This is a genomic window from Loigolactobacillus jiayinensis (genome assembly GCF_003946445.1).
In the GTDB taxonomy this organism is placed as follows: domain Bacteria; phylum Bacillota; class Bacilli; order Lactobacillales; family Lactobacillaceae; genus Loigolactobacillus; species Loigolactobacillus jiayinensis.
Genome location: NZ_RHOF01000009.1, coordinates 21,469 through 34,702 on the forward strand (window position 1 = coordinate 21,469; position 13,234 = coordinate 34,702).

General features: G+C 43.8%; 14 protein-coding genes and 1 other RNA gene. 1 reads left to right on the top strand and 14 read right to left on the bottom strand.

From position 1 onward, the window contains the following. Nucleotides 1-53 precede the first annotated feature (53 nt). From EKM80_RS03915 to EKM80_RS03960, 10 genes are all read right to left on the bottom strand, one after another. Nucleotides 54-1,127 carry a carbamoyl phosphate synthase small subunit gene (locus EKM80_RS03915; protein ID WP_125551819.1) on the bottom strand — a complete coding sequence of 358 codons (1,074 nt, stop codon included), beginning with the start codon at nt 1,125-1,127 and terminating at the stop codon, nt 54-56. After that, complete coding sequence (locus tag EKM80_RS03920) at nt 1,124-2,407, bottom strand: dihydroorotase (RefSeq protein WP_125551820.1); 1,284 nt, start codon at nt 2,405-2,407, stop codon at nt 1,124-1,126. Before EKM80_RS03920 ends, EKM80_RS03915 begins: the two co-directional genes overlap by 4 nt. Next, nucleotides 2,404-3,339: an aspartate carbamoyltransferase catalytic subunit gene (locus tag EKM80_RS03925; RefSeq protein WP_125551821.1), complete on the bottom strand. Its 936-nt coding sequence runs from the start codon at nt 3,337-3,339 to the stop codon at nt 2,404-2,406. Before EKM80_RS03925 ends, EKM80_RS03920 begins: the two co-directional genes overlap by 4 nt. 63 nt (nt 3,340-3,402) lie before the next feature. After that, a complete protein-coding gene (locus EKM80_RS03930) occupies nt 3,403-4,674 on the bottom strand; it encodes a uracil-xanthine permease family protein (RefSeq protein ID WP_125551822.1) in 1,272 nt (423 codons plus the stop codon). A 128-nt stretch (nt 4,675-4,802) separates the two neighbouring features. Further along, the gene (gene pyrR, locus EKM80_RS03935) at nt 4,803-5,354 is read right to left on the bottom strand and encodes a bifunctional pyr operon transcriptional regulator/uracil phosphoribosyltransferase PyrR (RefSeq protein WP_125551823.1); all 552 of its coding nucleotides are present in this window, start codon (nt 5,352-5,354) and stop codon (nt 4,803-4,805) included. A gap of 246 nt (nt 5,355-5,600) precedes the next feature. Next, on the bottom strand, nt 5,601-6,512 hold the full coding sequence (locus tag EKM80_RS03940) for an RluA family pseudouridine synthase (protein WP_125551824.1): 912 nt from the start codon (nt 6,510-6,512) through the stop codon (nt 5,601-5,603). Between the two features lie 3 nt (nt 6,513-6,515). Further along, complete coding sequence (gene lspA, locus EKM80_RS03945) at nt 6,516-6,965, bottom strand: signal peptidase II (protein WP_125551825.1); 450 nt, start codon at nt 6,963-6,965, stop codon at nt 6,516-6,518. 15 nt (nt 6,966-6,980) lie between these two features. After that, nucleotides 6,981-7,616 (bottom strand): uracil-DNA glycosylase, encoded by a 636-nt coding sequence (locus EKM80_RS03950; RefSeq protein ID WP_125551826.1) that lies wholly within the window; start codon nt 7,614-7,616, stop codon nt 6,981-6,983. Then, entirely contained in the window at nt 7,616-9,289 is a 1,674-nt protein-coding gene (locus tag EKM80_RS03955; RefSeq protein ID WP_125551827.1) for a formate--tetrahydrofolate ligase, read from the bottom strand. The genes EKM80_RS03950 and EKM80_RS03955 overlap by 1 nt, the downstream gene beginning before the upstream one ends. Nucleotides 9,290-9,375: 86 nt before the next feature. After that, nucleotides 9,376-9,783 carry an EbsA family protein gene (locus tag EKM80_RS03960; RefSeq protein WP_125551828.1) on the bottom strand — a complete coding sequence of 136 codons (408 nt, stop codon included), beginning with the start codon at nt 9,781-9,783 and terminating at the stop codon, nt 9,376-9,378. A 37-nt stretch (nt 9,784-9,820) separates the two neighbouring features. Here EKM80_RS03960 and EKM80_RS03965 point away from each other — a divergent pair, with 37 nt between their 5' ends. Continuing rightward, nucleotides 9,821-10,222: a ribonuclease HI family protein gene (locus EKM80_RS03965; protein WP_125551829.1), complete on the top strand. Its 402-nt coding sequence runs from the start codon at nt 9,821-9,823 to the stop codon at nt 10,220-10,222. 41 nt (nt 10,223-10,263) lie between these two features. On the opposite strand, the gene EKM80_RS03970 is transcribed toward EKM80_RS03965, so the two are convergent. The 4 genes from EKM80_RS03970 to gpsB all read right to left on the bottom strand — a co-directional run bounded on the left by EKM80_RS03970 (nt 10,264) and on the right by gpsB (nt 13,184). Then, nucleotides 10,264-10,866 carry a nitroreductase family protein gene (locus EKM80_RS03970; protein ID WP_125551830.1) on the bottom strand — a complete coding sequence of 201 codons (603 nt, stop codon included), beginning with the start codon at nt 10,864-10,866 and terminating at the stop codon, nt 10,264-10,266. 292 nt (nt 10,867-11,158) lie between these two features. Beyond that, on the bottom strand, nt 11,159-12,289 hold the full coding sequence (locus tag EKM80_RS03975) for a THUMP domain-containing class I SAM-dependent RNA methyltransferase (RefSeq protein ID WP_125551831.1): 1,131 nt from the start codon (nt 12,287-12,289) through the stop codon (nt 11,159-11,161). A gap of 161 nt (nt 12,290-12,450) precedes the next feature. After that, nucleotides 12,451-12,821, bottom strand: an RNA gene (gene rnpB / locus EKM80_RS03980) — RNase P RNA component class B. A 12-nt stretch (nt 12,822-12,833) separates the two neighbouring features. Beyond that, nucleotides 12,834-13,184, bottom strand: a complete 351-nt coding sequence (gpsB, locus tag EKM80_RS03985; RefSeq protein WP_125551832.1) for a cell division regulator GpsB — start codon at nt 13,182-13,184, stop codon at nt 12,834-12,836. Nucleotides 13,185-13,234 lie beyond the last annotated feature (50 nt).

Below are 13,234 nucleotides of genomic sequence, written 5' to 3' on the forward strand. Positions count from 1 at the left end.
ACCAAGTTAATGTGGTGCCGAAATACAGTTCAAGCTGGCAACAGCTATCAGCGTTAAGCCCGCTTGGCAAAAGCATCGATCATTTCCATGAATTCATCAAATAAATGGGTCGCGTCATGTGGCCCTGGCGTGGCATCGGGATGAAATTGAACGGAAAAAGCCGGATAATTGCGGTGGCGTAAACCTTCAATTGTTTGATCATTGATCTCAATATGCGTCACCATTAAGTTTGCTTGTTCCACGGTTGCTGGATCAACTGCATAGCCATGATTCTGCGAGGTGAAATCAATTCTGCCGGTAGCAATTTCGCGAACTGGATGATTAAAGCCGCGATGGCCAAATTTCATTTTATAAGTATCAGCACCGTTAGCTAAAGCGAATAACTGATGACCAAGGCAGATGCCAAATAATGGAATTTTACCTTGAATACCCCGAATGAGGTCTAATGCCTCGGGGACATCCTTGGGATCACCAGGACCATTACTGAGCATAACGCCATCAGGTGCTAGTTCCAGCACTTCTTGAGCAGTCGTATTATATGGCAAAACAGTTAAGTTACACTGCCGTTTAGATAGTTCACGTAAAACACTATGTTTTAAACCAAAGTCGATCACTACAACGTTGCGGCCAGTTGCCGGACTAGGATACGGCTTAGTGGTTGATACTTGCTGAACTTGATTTTTAGGCATGACTAATGCGTTCAACTGATCAAAAGCATGATCATCAACGGTATCAACGATGCTAGCCTTCATGGTGCCAGCCGTACGTAAGCGCCGAGTTAAGCGCCGGGTGTCGATACCGCTGATACCAGGAATATGTTTGCGTTGCAAGAATTCATCTAATGACATTTGATTACGCCAATTGCTTGCGCGCCGAGCAACTTCATGAACCACGACGCCTTTGCAGGTTGGTGCAATTGATTCATAGTCATCACGGTTAATGCCATAATTACCGATCAACGGATAAGTAAAAGTAATAATTTGACCATTGTAAGATTGGTCAGTGATGGTTTCTTGATAGCCGGTCATGCCGGTATTAAAAACAACTTCACCAGTGGTTGTCAATGGCGCGCCAAAGCCTTCACCAGTAAAAATTGAACCATCTGCTAAAATTAAGTAACGTTTCATTTTGTGCCGCCTCTCTGGTAAACAAGTTGTCCGGCGACAAACGTTGCAACGGTGGCACCGTACACGTTTGCGCCAATAAAGGGTGTGTTCTTCCCTTTTGATATTAAACTAGCTGCTGTGATTGTCGTGCGTTGTTCTAAGTCAAATACCGCCAGATCAGCAGGTTGGCCGACTTTTAGCTGCCCGCTATTGGGTAACTGAAACAGCTGTGCTGGGCGCGTGCTTAACCAATTAACTAATTGATTTAAAGTGAAGATCCGCGTTTTAACAAAGTTAGTGTACAGTAAGCTGAAGGCTGTTTCACTACCAACAATGCCAAACGGCGCTTGGCGCATACTCTGCTGTTTTTCAGCCATACTATGGGGCGCGTGATCAGTGGCAATACAATCAATTGTGCCATCTAGTAAACCAGCAATCAGTGCTTGCCGATCATGTTCGCTCCGCAATGGTGGATTCATTTTATAATTGCCATCGTCTGCTGTAATATCACGGTCGCTGAGTAACAAGTGATGCGGCGTAACTTCGCAAGATACGTTGATTCCAGCCAGTTTGGCCAACCGAATCATCTGGACGGAAGCCGCTGTGGAAACGTGGCAAACATGGTAATGCACACCAGTAGCTTGTGCCAAAACGAGATCACGGGCTAACTGGGCAGTCTCTACCTCATTACTGATACCCGGTAAATCCAGTTGCGTGGCTTTTGGCCCAGCATTCATTACCCCACCGTGGCGCAAACTATCATCTTCCACATGAGCGGCTAGTGGCATATCAACCGCTTGTGCCGCCTGCATGGCGAGGTACATGGTGTCAGTATCTTGGACCCCTGAACCGTCGTTGGAAAAGGCAAACGCGCCGGCAGCTTTTAAAGCGGCAAAATCAACTAATTTACCAGCAGCACGCTGCTGTGTCAGCGTGGCGTATTGGCCAATACGGACAGCCCCCTCAGTTCGATTACGCTGGACCATCGTCGCCATTTGCTCAGCATTATCCGGTACCGGGGTTAAATTCGGCATGGCACCAATAAAGGTAAAACCACCGTGCGCTGCGGCCATGCTGCCAGTTTCAATAGTTTCTTTATAGGTTTGCCCAGGATCGCGTAAATGGACATGTAGATCAACTAAACCAGGACTAACAAAATGCTGCGCTAAATCGATTGTTGTTGCGTTATCAGCGGTTAGGTCAGTACCAATGGCAGTTATTTGGCCAGCTTGGATCAAAATATCGCGTGGCTGCAGACTGTCTGCAATCAATAATTGCCCGTTTTTTAATAAATAGTTCATGCTAAGCCGCCTAACTGATTGCCACGCAGGACGCTTTCAATCATTGCCATCCGTACAAAAACACCGTTACGCATTTGCTCAACGAATTTTGATTGCGGACATTCCACTAAGTCGCTAGCTAATTCAACCCCGCGATTGATGGGGCCCGGATGCATGATGATTGCATCTGACTTCATTCGTTTTGCTCGTTCTAAGGTCAAGCCATATTGCTGATGATAATCCGCCTGATCAAAACTTGCATCGTCACTGTGGCGTTCATGTTGAACGCGTAACATCATCATAACGTCTACTTGATCGACTAATTCGTCCATTGGTAGATATTGGCCAAAACAATCAAAGCGCTTGTCATACCATGCTTCTGGACCAGAAAAGTAAACTTGTGCACCTAATTTTTTTAGAACTTCCATATTCGAACGGGCTACTCGCGAATGATTTAAATCACCAACGATTGCCACTTTCAAACCAGAAAAGCCGCCAAAGGTTTCGCTGATCGTCATCATATCCAGCAAACTTTGTGATGGGTGTTCGCCGCTGCCATCACCAGCGTTGATCAAAGCGACTGGCAAGGCTGGCTGATTCAGCAATTCTTGATAGTAGGCATCTTGTGAATGGCGAATGACCAGTAACCGAACACCAACGGCTGCTAAAGTTAAGCACGTATCATATAAGGTTTCCCCTTTACTAACGGAACTTGCTTGTGGGTTGAAATCAACTACTGACAAACCTAAACGGCGTTCGGCAATTTCAAAGCTAGTATGCGTGCGGGTACTATTTTCAAAAAACATGTTTGCCGCGAAAACAGGTTCCGCCAATTCTAATTGTGCACCGTGTTTAAATTCTTCGGCCCGATGAATCAAGGCTTCAACAGTTCTAACATCAAGGTCACGCATTGAAACTAAGGCTGGTTGGCAAGTTAAAGATTCAGCAATCATATTCTTTTCCTCCTATAGGTCCGTTTAGGGCAGTTATGACTTAATATAGTTAACAAATTGAGGTTAATCTTCGTTTAAAGCGTGCTTCGGTAAAATTAAGTTTAAGCAGATACCGAGAATTGTGGCTAGCGCAACGCCAGTTAATTGAAATTGACCGAGTTGTAAGTAAGCACCGCCGATACCGATAACCAAGATGGTTGAGGCAATCATCAGGTTACGTTTTTCGTCAAAATCGATTTTGTTATCAATTAAAATCCGTAGCCCGTTTGCAGCGATAACCCCGAATAGTAGGAAACTGATCCCGCCAATGACTGGACTAGGAATACTCATGATCAAAGCGCTCAATTTACCAACAAAACCGAAGACGACGGCTAGAAATGCTGCGCCGACTAAGACGTAAACACTGTGTACTTTCGTGATGGCCAAAACGCCAATATTCTCGCCGTAACTGGTGACTGGCGGGCCACCGATGAAACCAGCAACGATTGAGGCTAAGCCGTCACCAGTCAAGGTGCGATGCAGACCTGGATCTTTGAAAAAATCGCGGCCAGTTAATTGATCTAATACCATGATGTGACCCATGTGTTCAGTCATCGTCACGAAAGCGATTGGCGCCATACCGAGAATTGCGCCCCAGTAAAATTCAGGCTTGTAGTTGACGAATGGCACTTCGAAAGCTGGCATGGCGATCCAGGCAGCTTTCAGCACTGGTGCAAAATCGACTAAGCCGAACAAAACCGCCACGATATACCCGCCGACAATACCGAGTAAAATCGGAATCAAGCTGAGGAACCCTTTTAAGAACATATTGAAGAAAACCGTTAAAGCTAAGGTGATCAAGGCAACAATGAAGAATTTAATATCATAATGGCTGTTATTCATCATGGCGTCGTTAGCGGCGCTGCCAGCCAGTGATAAGCCGATGACCATGACTACGGGGCCAACCACGATTGGCGGCAAAACTTTATCGATCCAATCTGAACCAATTCGGCTAATAATGAGCGCAACGATCAGGTAGACAAGCCCCACAGCGATGCTCCCTTGCGCGATGGCGGGGTAACCTTGTGTCTTCATTAAGGCCTGCATGGCGACAATGAAGGCAAAGCTGGATCCAAGGTAGGCTGGAATTTTACCTTTTGTGACCAAGATATAAATAATTGTGCCGATCCCCGAACTGAGAATGGCGATCCCAGGATTTAACCCGACTAAAATCGGTACTAAAACGGTTGAACCAAACATGGCGAATAAGTGCTGTAAGGATAAGCCGAACCACTGTAATGGTGCTGGCCGATCGTGAATGTCTAATATTGCATTACTTTTTTTATGTTCCTGCATGCCCTGACCCCCTATAATTTCACAAAAAAAAGCGCGTCTTACTTAACTGGTTAGAGGTAAGCAAAATGCGTTTTTTGTGGGTACAACGAAAGTACCCCATTAAACCATTTTGCTCTCTCTGGAGACAATTAAATTGGTTTTGGTTGATCCAATTTTTGAATAAGAATACTGTCGCGTTGATCTAGTTCTTCAACAGCAACCTTAATTTGTTCATGTAATGAAGTTGGAATATTTTTCCCAACAAAATCAGCGCGGATCGGTAATTCGCGATGACCGCGGTCGACTAAAACGGCCAATGAAATTTTCTTAGGCCGACCAATGCTCATTAAAGCGTCCATGGCAGCACGGACTGTCCGTCCAGTGAATAAAACATCATCAATTAAAATCACGTGCTTATCTTCAATGGAGACTGGAATATCAGAGCCATTAACTGTGGGTTCGTCTTTGCCAGGTTCATGTAAGTCATCACGATAAAGTGTGATATCTAATTCACCAACGGGGACAGTTAAGCCCTCCAGTTGTTTCATTCGTTCAGCAATTCGCCGCGCCAAATAGATACCCCGTGTTTTGATGCCAACTAAAACCAAATCCTCAGTGCCCTTACTTTGTTCAATGATTTCGTAGGTGATTCGTGTAAGTGCGCGTTTCATGGTTACGCCGTCAACAACTTCTTTATCCATGTGCCATCCGCCTTTCTGCATAAAAAAATCCCCTTGCCCGTGTGGCAAGAGGATTCAGTAGTGTCCAGCTAGACTACGCCTTAACTAAAATCACCTTAATAGCCTCACGGGACTAAATTTAAAGGATCTCGATTTATTTATTAGGTTAATCATACCGGCCTGCACGTTAATTGTCAATCTATTTCGTGAACTATTTAGCTAACGAAACCCTACCTGTAATGTTGCGTACTGGTAGGGTTTCGTAGATTACTTATTTTGTTTACGCAATTTGGTTAATGTTTGTTCAAAAATGGGTGGTAATGGTACGGTGAAGGTCATTTGTTCACCTGTCCGTGGGTGTTTAAAACCTAATAATGCAGCGTGTAAAAACTGACCATGGCCTTTTAAAGTTTTCTTAGGGCCATATAGTGGGTCGCCGGCAACTGGGTGGCCAATATAGCGCATATGCACGCGAATTTGATGCGTCCGCCCTGTTTCTAAGATGCATTTGATCAAGGTGTATTCAGCAAAACGTTCGATCACTTCAAAATGAGTGACTGCATGTTTACCACCTGGTACGATGGCTTGCTTTTTCCGATCGTTTTTTGCCCGTGCAATGGGCGCATTGATCGTGCCTTTATCTTCTTTTAGTGTGCCGTGAACTAATGCTAGATACTCACGCTGGCTGGTTTTGGCCTGTAATTGGCCAGCTAAGCTAATATGGGCTTGGTCGTTTTTCGCAACCATCAGTAAGCCTGAAGTGTCTTTATCGATACGATGCACGATTCCTGGGCGAATAACACCGTTAATCGTCGACAGCGGGCTATGAAATAACAGCGCATTAACCAGGGTGTCTTGTGGATGCCCTGGTGCCGGATGGACCACCATACCTTGTGGCTTGTTGACCACGAGTACATCGTCATCTTCGTATACAATATCTAGTGGAATATCTTGCGGTTGCGCTGCTAAAGCTACTGGTGCCGGCACCGCTACGGTGATCTGATCACCTGCTACTACCGCATATTTTGCTTTGACTGGTTGGCCGTTCACCTGAACATTAGCGGTTTTGATTAATTGTTGAACTTGAGCCCGCGATAATTCGGTAAAATGACTGCTGACGACTTTGTCCAGCCGCCCAGTCTCGTCAGTAATGGTCATGGTTAAATTTTCTGCTTGCATGGATTACCCTTTCTCGTCTGCGAAAAAAATTAAATAAACAAAAACTAAAATCACGCCAACGGTTAAGGCACTATCCGCCAAATTAAAAATCGGAAAGTTGATAAAATCGAGCTGAAACATGTCAACCACGTAGCCAAAGCGCAAGCGATCAATAAAGTTGCCCAGTGCCCCAGCAATCATCAAAGTTAGCCCCAACGCATACCAACGATTCTGGTGACGTGCCTTAAATAATAGATAACCAAGAACAATGATCACAAGCGGCGTTAGAATCAGGAAAAAAAGTTGCTTTCCCTGTAAAATACTCCAAGCCGCCCCATCATTGCGTAAATAGGTTAGTGAAAAAACGTTGGGAATCAGCGTTTGAATCTGTTGTAAGGCTAAATGCGTTGTGATCCATGATTTGACCAGCTGATCACAACCAACGACCACTACTAATAAAATTAAATAAAACAAAAGCGGTCCTACTTTCTACAATAATTGTTTAAATTGAGCTAAATCCGCCGTTAAATCAGCTTGAATTTGCCGATTATAGAAGACGGCAGCGGGATGAAAGGTCGGCATAACCCGATAGTGCTTTTGTGTCGGCACAAAGACTTTTTTGGCGGTGTCGTACCGCTGGATCGGGCCAGTCAATAACTGACCATGGACTGCGCCTACGCGATAAGTCGGTCCCAACAAACGTTGTAAACCAACATTACCGATCGTTAAAATTAAATCAGTTGGTAAATGGGCTAATTCATAATCCAGCAAAAAAGCTTGGCGCATTAGTTCTCGCTTAGTCGGTGGCCGATTATCCATCTTCTGATAAGTTGCGCCGGTACGTTTATGTGTTTTCGTGACCACTCTAAACGGGCGGCTATGGTAGGCACTGGTAATGAAAATATCCGCCCGCGTGACACCTAATTGCGTCAATGATTTATCCAGCTCAACACCAGCGCGACCGGTAAAAGGTTGCTGCGCTGTCACTTCAGTTGCACCGGGGGCTTCACCGACTAAAATAAAACGCGGCGTTAAACTCCCATTGCCTGGGACTAAACCCATCACATTGCCACTAATAGTCTGTTGGCCTTGTTTGATCAGCTCTGCTGGCAGAACTTGGACCATTAGAACAGGCCTGTGATCTTACCATCCGCGTCAATATCCATGTTCAATGCAGCGGGCTTTTTCGGTAAACCAGGCATTGTCAAAACATTACCGGTTAACGCGACTAAGAAGCCGGCACCTAAATCAGGCACAAATTCACGAATCGTGATCTTAAAGTCAGTTGGTGCGCCTAGCTTTTTGGGATCATCGCTAAATGAATATTGCGTTTTGGCCATACAAATCGGCAATTTATCCCAACCATTATCAATAAAGGTTTGCATTTGTCGTTGTGCCTTAGTCGAAAGCTCAACGGCTTGGCCACCATAAATTTTCTGCACAATGGTCGTCACTTTATCAACAATTGAGGCTTGGTTATCGTACAAAGGCTGATATGTTGCTGATTGGTCTAATGAAGCTAGTACCGCATTGGCTAAATCAATCCCACCAGCACCACCATTTGCCCAAACTTCAGTGTCAATTGCTTTAACATTTAGTTCTGCGCATAATGCTTGTAAAGTGGCTACTTCAGCAGCAGTGTCGGAAACAAAATGATTGATGGCCACCGTTACAGGTAAGCCATACTGTTGCATATTTTTAATGTGCCGTTTTAAGTTAACAAAGCCGGCGGTTAAGGCAGCAATATTTTCAGTTTGTAAGTCAGCCAGCGCCACGCCGCCATTATACTTAAGCGCGCGAACCGTTGCCACCAAAACAATGGCATCGGGATGTTTGCCTAATTGAGGGACTTTGATATCGAGAAACTTCTCGGCACCAAGATCAGCACCAAAGCCGGCTTCAGTAATTGTATAATCCGCCAATTTTAGGGCAGCCGTCGTTGCCAAAATACTATTACAACCATGAGCAATATTAGCAAATGGGCCACCATGAACAAAAGTTGGTGTATGTTCTAAGGTTTGCACTAAATTTGGCTTCAGTGCGTCTTTGAGTAACATTGTAATTGCACCTTGAACCTTTAAATCAGCGACTGTTACTGGTTCTTTTTTATAATTATAGCCAATGACAATTTTAGCAATTCGCTGTTTTAGGTCAGTAATACTGGTAGCGAGACACAAAATCGCCATTAACTCACTGGCAACGGTAATGTTAAAACCGTCTTCGCGGGGAACACCTTGGAATGGCCCGCCTAAACCGATGACAACGTGGCGTAACGCACGGTCATTAATGTCCAAAGCCCGCTTCCAAGTAATTCGCCGTTGGTCGATTTCAAGCTCGTTACCTTGCTGAATATGATTATCGATCAACGCCGCTAAGGTATTATTAGCACTCGTTAACGCGTGCATATCACCAGTAAAATGTAAGTTAATATCCTCCATTGGGACGACTTGAGCGTAGCCGCCACCAGTGGCGCCACCCTTAATGCCCATAACTGGCCCTAATGAAGGCTCACGTAAAGCAATAATGGTCTGTTTATGTAGCTGGTTCAGCGCGTCGCCTAAGCCAATGGTAACAGTCGACTTACCTTCACCAGCTGGGGTGGGATTAATTGAAGTAACTAAAATTAATTTATGGTCAGCTGGTAGTGGCCGCTGATCTAAGGCCGCCAGTTTAACCTTGGCTTTATATTCACCATATTGTTCAATATCATGCTGACCTAAACCAATTTGTTCAGCGATAGCTTGGATCGGTTTGATCTCTTGTTGCTCATTTTGTTGTGCAATTTCAATATCAGACAAATAAAAACACCCCTTAAATTAAGTTTATAGCTTACTTTTCACCGCAAAATGTAATTGCGATAGCATTAGTATACCGTGTTTTATGGCTAACGTGAAGTCGTTGTCGCTTGTAATTCACTTAATGCAGCAATCAATTGTTGCTTCTGCTTTTTGGTCATTAGAATTGTAACGTGTGGTAAACGAGTTAACTCAAAGCGAATACCATGGGTTAAAACCACCACGTGCTGCAAATCACTAAACTTAATTATCCGTTGGTGCTTTGGCCAGAATTGGCGTAGCGTTAAGCTAGTATTATTGGCATCTAAGGTTAAGCGCCGCCGCCAGATTCCCATGGCTGCCACCAATAGAAATAAAATAAACGTGGCGATGGTGAACCATTGAATCGTCGTGATTTCCAGCCAACCAGTACCACTGACAAACAAAATGACAAAGGTCCAGGACCAAAAAATAATGCTAGAATATAAGTCAGGTTGATAATAAAATGAACGTTGCATGTTGTCACCTCATAAAATTTGTAAAGGATGTTGGTTAATGATTATTCTTGCTACTGATGCCGCAACTAAAGGCGCACCAGGCCCAAGTGCCGCCGGTGCTTTAATTACCCACAGGCAACAGCGCCTACAATTAAAGCAAGCCTTACCCGAAATGGACAATCATCACGCGGAGTTTGCTGCCGTTATTTTCGGTTTACAGGCCTTGCATACACGCGGTTTAACTGGTGAAACGCTCGAATTACGGACAGATAGTAAATTAGTTCAATCTAGTCTAGAAAAAGGTTATGCTAAGCACTTTCAGCCAGAAGTGGATCAAATTTTACAGTTGGAACAAGCTTTTCCACTAGTCTTGCACGTCTGGGAAGCTGATCATCAGCATCAAGGTCCCCACCATTTAGCCCAGCAAGCACTCTTTAACCAATTAAACACAAAAAAGTAGCCGAATCAAGTCTGATTCGGCTACTTTGATAAAAAGCTTAATTATTTTAACACACGGAAGCGTGATTCGTTATCCATATATTCTTTTTCACCAGCTGGTGCTTCGATTGAACCAAATGGCATTTGAGCACGTAACCGCCAATTAGCTGGAACATCAAAAGCATCATGAACTAATTCATCAACAATTGGGTTGTAATGTTGTAAGCTTGCGCCAATACCGTTTTCAGCTAAAGCAGTCCAAACGGCTAATTGAGCGTTACCTTGTGCTTGTTCCGCCCAATCAGCAAAGTTATCAGCATATAATTCAAATTGTTGTTCTTCATTCCGGACGATGTCTTCATCAGTAAAGTACATGATCGTGCCAAAACCAGCTTTGAAACTAGCAACTTTTGCTTTAGTGCCTTCATAAGCGGCTTCCGTGGGAACTTCTGTCTTCAAGCGTTTAACGACAATATCCCAGAATTGGTTATGCTTATCGCCAAACAAAATGATGGCCCGCGTCGTTTGACCGTTAAAAGCTGTTGGCGCTTCGCGGACAACTGACTTGACCAAATCAGCGATCTCAGTTTGTGAAGCAGTTACGTTTTTACCTAAAGTATAAATTGAGCGGCGGTTTTTGAGTAAATCAAGTACAGTTGTTTTCATGTGTGAATGACACTCCTTAATTAGTTGATGTTTTGTAGTATATCAACTTACTAAAAGTAAGTCAAATACAATTTAGACTTTCTTTTTAAATTATGGCATATTTTAATTGATAATACGAAAAAAACGCCTAAATAGACGTTTTTAGGTTCTTTTTAAAGTTTGGCAATTAGGTTTACGGTTAGCTCAATAGCCTCCGCTAACTTTAGCAGCTTTAGTGAGTTTTCACAGTTTTTGGTGGTGAGGTTTTGTTTTTTATAGATACAAAGTTAAAGTAACTTTTTTATCTATTCACCTAGTGAACACGTTTGCCCCAATATTGGAAAAAGTCCGTCCGTAACGCCCCATTATAAAGTTTGCGCCGCTTAGTTGATTTTTCCCCATAATAGGATTCAAACTGCAGATCGCTGGTTAAAACGTATTTGCTCCAACTCGTCAGCGGCCGGTAAACGTCACCCATTTGTTGGTAAAGTTGATGAACACTGCTGGCGTCACTTAGTCGTTCCCCATAAGGCGGATTAGCAACGATGACCCCATTATGCTTCTCAGTTCGAAAATCTTTAACTGCCAATTGTTTGAAATCAATATCGTGCAGTACGCCCGCCTCATTAGCATTTAGCTTGGCGATTTCAATCATACTGCCATCAATATCGGCACCCATAATATCTAGTACAAGATCATCACGCCGTTGAGCTGCTGCTTCCGCACGTTGCTCAGCGACCAATTCAGCCGGCATCCAATCCCAGCCTTCAAAAGAAAAGGCACGCTTTAACCCAGGCGCAATATTTAAGCCTTTTAAGGCCGCTTCAATCGGAATCGTACCTGAACCACAAACTGGATCTAAAAATGGCATATCCGTGTGCCAATTAGTAATAGCAACTAAGGCAGCTGCCATGTTTTCCTTTAGTGGCGCGTCACCCTTTTCGATCCGGTAACCACGCTTAAATAGACTAGGCCCAGTAGTATCTAACGTCAGCATGACATGATCTTTCAGAATGCTAACTTCTAAAGCATATAAAGCGCCTGTTTCTGGCAAATGGCCACGCCGATGGTAAACTTGGCTGATTTTTTCAACGATGGCTTTTTTCGTCAATCGTTGTACATCGGGCACACTGAATAGTTTTGATTTGATCGAGCGTCCCTCTACGGGAAATTCAGCGTCCAATGGTAAGTATTCGTCCCATGGTAACGCCTTAACTTGTTCGAAAAGATCATCAAAGGTCACGGCATCAAATTCACCAACGATGATTTTAACCCGGTCGGCTGTGCGTAACCATAAATTAGTACGCACGATATCTTTTAAATCACCCTGGAAACGAATCCGACCATTTTCTGTTTGGACCTTATAGCCCATTTGTTTAAGTTCATTAGCTGCCAAAGCTTCAATCCCACTGGCAGTGGTAGCAATTAAATTGTACGTTGTCATGTTATAGCCTCATTTACTATTTTATTTAATCTTTTATCGCTACGGAAACATGCCAAAACTGGCTTAACCCGTATCAACTAAATACACATTTTAATTTTAAGCCACGCTCTCAAAAAAAAGACCCTCCATCGAAATGAAGGGTCTCCTGATAAGGTGTAAACCTCTGTAAGCCATGTTTTGTCTCATTGACTGGCTCAGGAACACAATCAATGAGGGCAATCATCTATCTACAGATACAAAATCTGTCTCCATGCGTCGTTCATTTCCATACATGGAGCGCCCCTACCATAAGTTTGGGTTACTCGCTCGCGGGGTTTACCCGTTCCAACCAATTTGTTTCCAAATTGGATCGTCACTGTGGCACTTTTCAGGATATTAATTGCATAGATTGCTCCTTAGCAACGTTCTCCGCCGTTACTGGTCACCCAGTACCTTAGCTTATTGGGCTAAGCACGAACACTACAAGCATCGCAGCTTGTGCGGGCATGGACTTTCCTCAGCCTACAAAAGTAGACCGCGATCACCCGAAGTTTACACCGGTAAATTAACTATTTAACTTGCGTGGACCATCTTGGTTACTGTCGTCCAACTTAGCACCAAAAACATGACGCTCTAAATTAGATAACCGTTTGAGAATATCAAAATTGGTTACCGTCGGATTAGGTTGGGCACTTTGAACATTCTTGTTCACTGTAACCTGTTTGGTTAACTCATCGTTGCGTGACCGTAAGCGTTGGTTGTTACCCGCTAGCTCATCGACCTTAGCGTCATATGACTCATAGTCCTTGATCACTTGATCCAAGAATTCATCAACTTCAGCTGGGTCGTAACCCCGCATCTTGGTCTTAAAATCCTTCTGGAGAATATCCTGAGTTGTAAAATTCAAATCATCCATGTCAATACACCTCATTGCACTTGTCATTAATATGACTGTTAATAGTATAG

Excerpts from the sequence above, each read along its gene's own strand:
- EKM80_RS03915 (WP_125551819.1), bottom strand. The coding sequence starts at position 1,127 with ATGAAACGTTACTTAATTTTAGCAGATGGTTCAATTTTTACTGGTGAA.
- EKM80_RS03940 (WP_125551824.1), bottom strand. The coding sequence starts at position 6,512 with ATGCAAGCAGAAAATTTAACCATGACCATTACTGACGAGACTGGGCGG.
- EKM80_RS03975 (WP_125551831.1), bottom strand. The coding sequence starts at position 12,289 with ATGACAACGTACAATTTAATTGCTACCACTGCCAGTGGGATTGAAGCT.
- pyrR (WP_125551823.1), bottom strand. The coding sequence starts at position 5,354 with ATGGATAAAGAAGTTGTTGACGGCGTAACCATGAAACGCGCACTTACA.
- EKM80_RS03960 (WP_125551828.1), bottom strand. The coding sequence starts at position 9,783 with ATGCAACGTTCATTTTATTATCAACCTGACTTATATTCTAGCATTATT.
- gpsB (WP_125551832.1), bottom strand. The coding sequence starts at position 13,184 with ATGGATGATTTGAATTTTACAACTCAGGATATTCTCCAGAAGGATTTT.
- EKM80_RS03925 (WP_125551821.1), bottom strand. The coding sequence starts at position 3,339 with ATGATTGCTGAATCTTTAACTTGCCAACCAGCCTTAGTTTCAATGCGT.
- EKM80_RS03965 (WP_125551829.1), top strand. The coding sequence starts at position 9,821 with ATGATTATTCTTGCTACTGATGCCGCAACTAAAGGCGCACCAGGCCCA.
- EKM80_RS03970 (WP_125551830.1), bottom strand. The coding sequence starts at position 10,866 with ATGAAAACAACTGTACTTGATTTACTCAAAAACCGCCGCTCAATTTAT.
- EKM80_RS03930 (WP_125551822.1), bottom strand. The coding sequence starts at position 4,674 with ATGCAGGAACATAAAAAAAGTAATGCAATATTAGACATTCACGATCGG.
- EKM80_RS03950 (WP_125551826.1), bottom strand. The coding sequence starts at position 7,616 with ATGGTCCAAGTTCTGCCAGCAGAGCTGATCAAACAAGGCCAACAGACT.
- EKM80_RS03920 (WP_125551820.1), bottom strand. The coding sequence starts at position 2,407 with ATGAACTATTTATTAAAAAACGGGCAATTATTGATTGCAGACAGTCTG.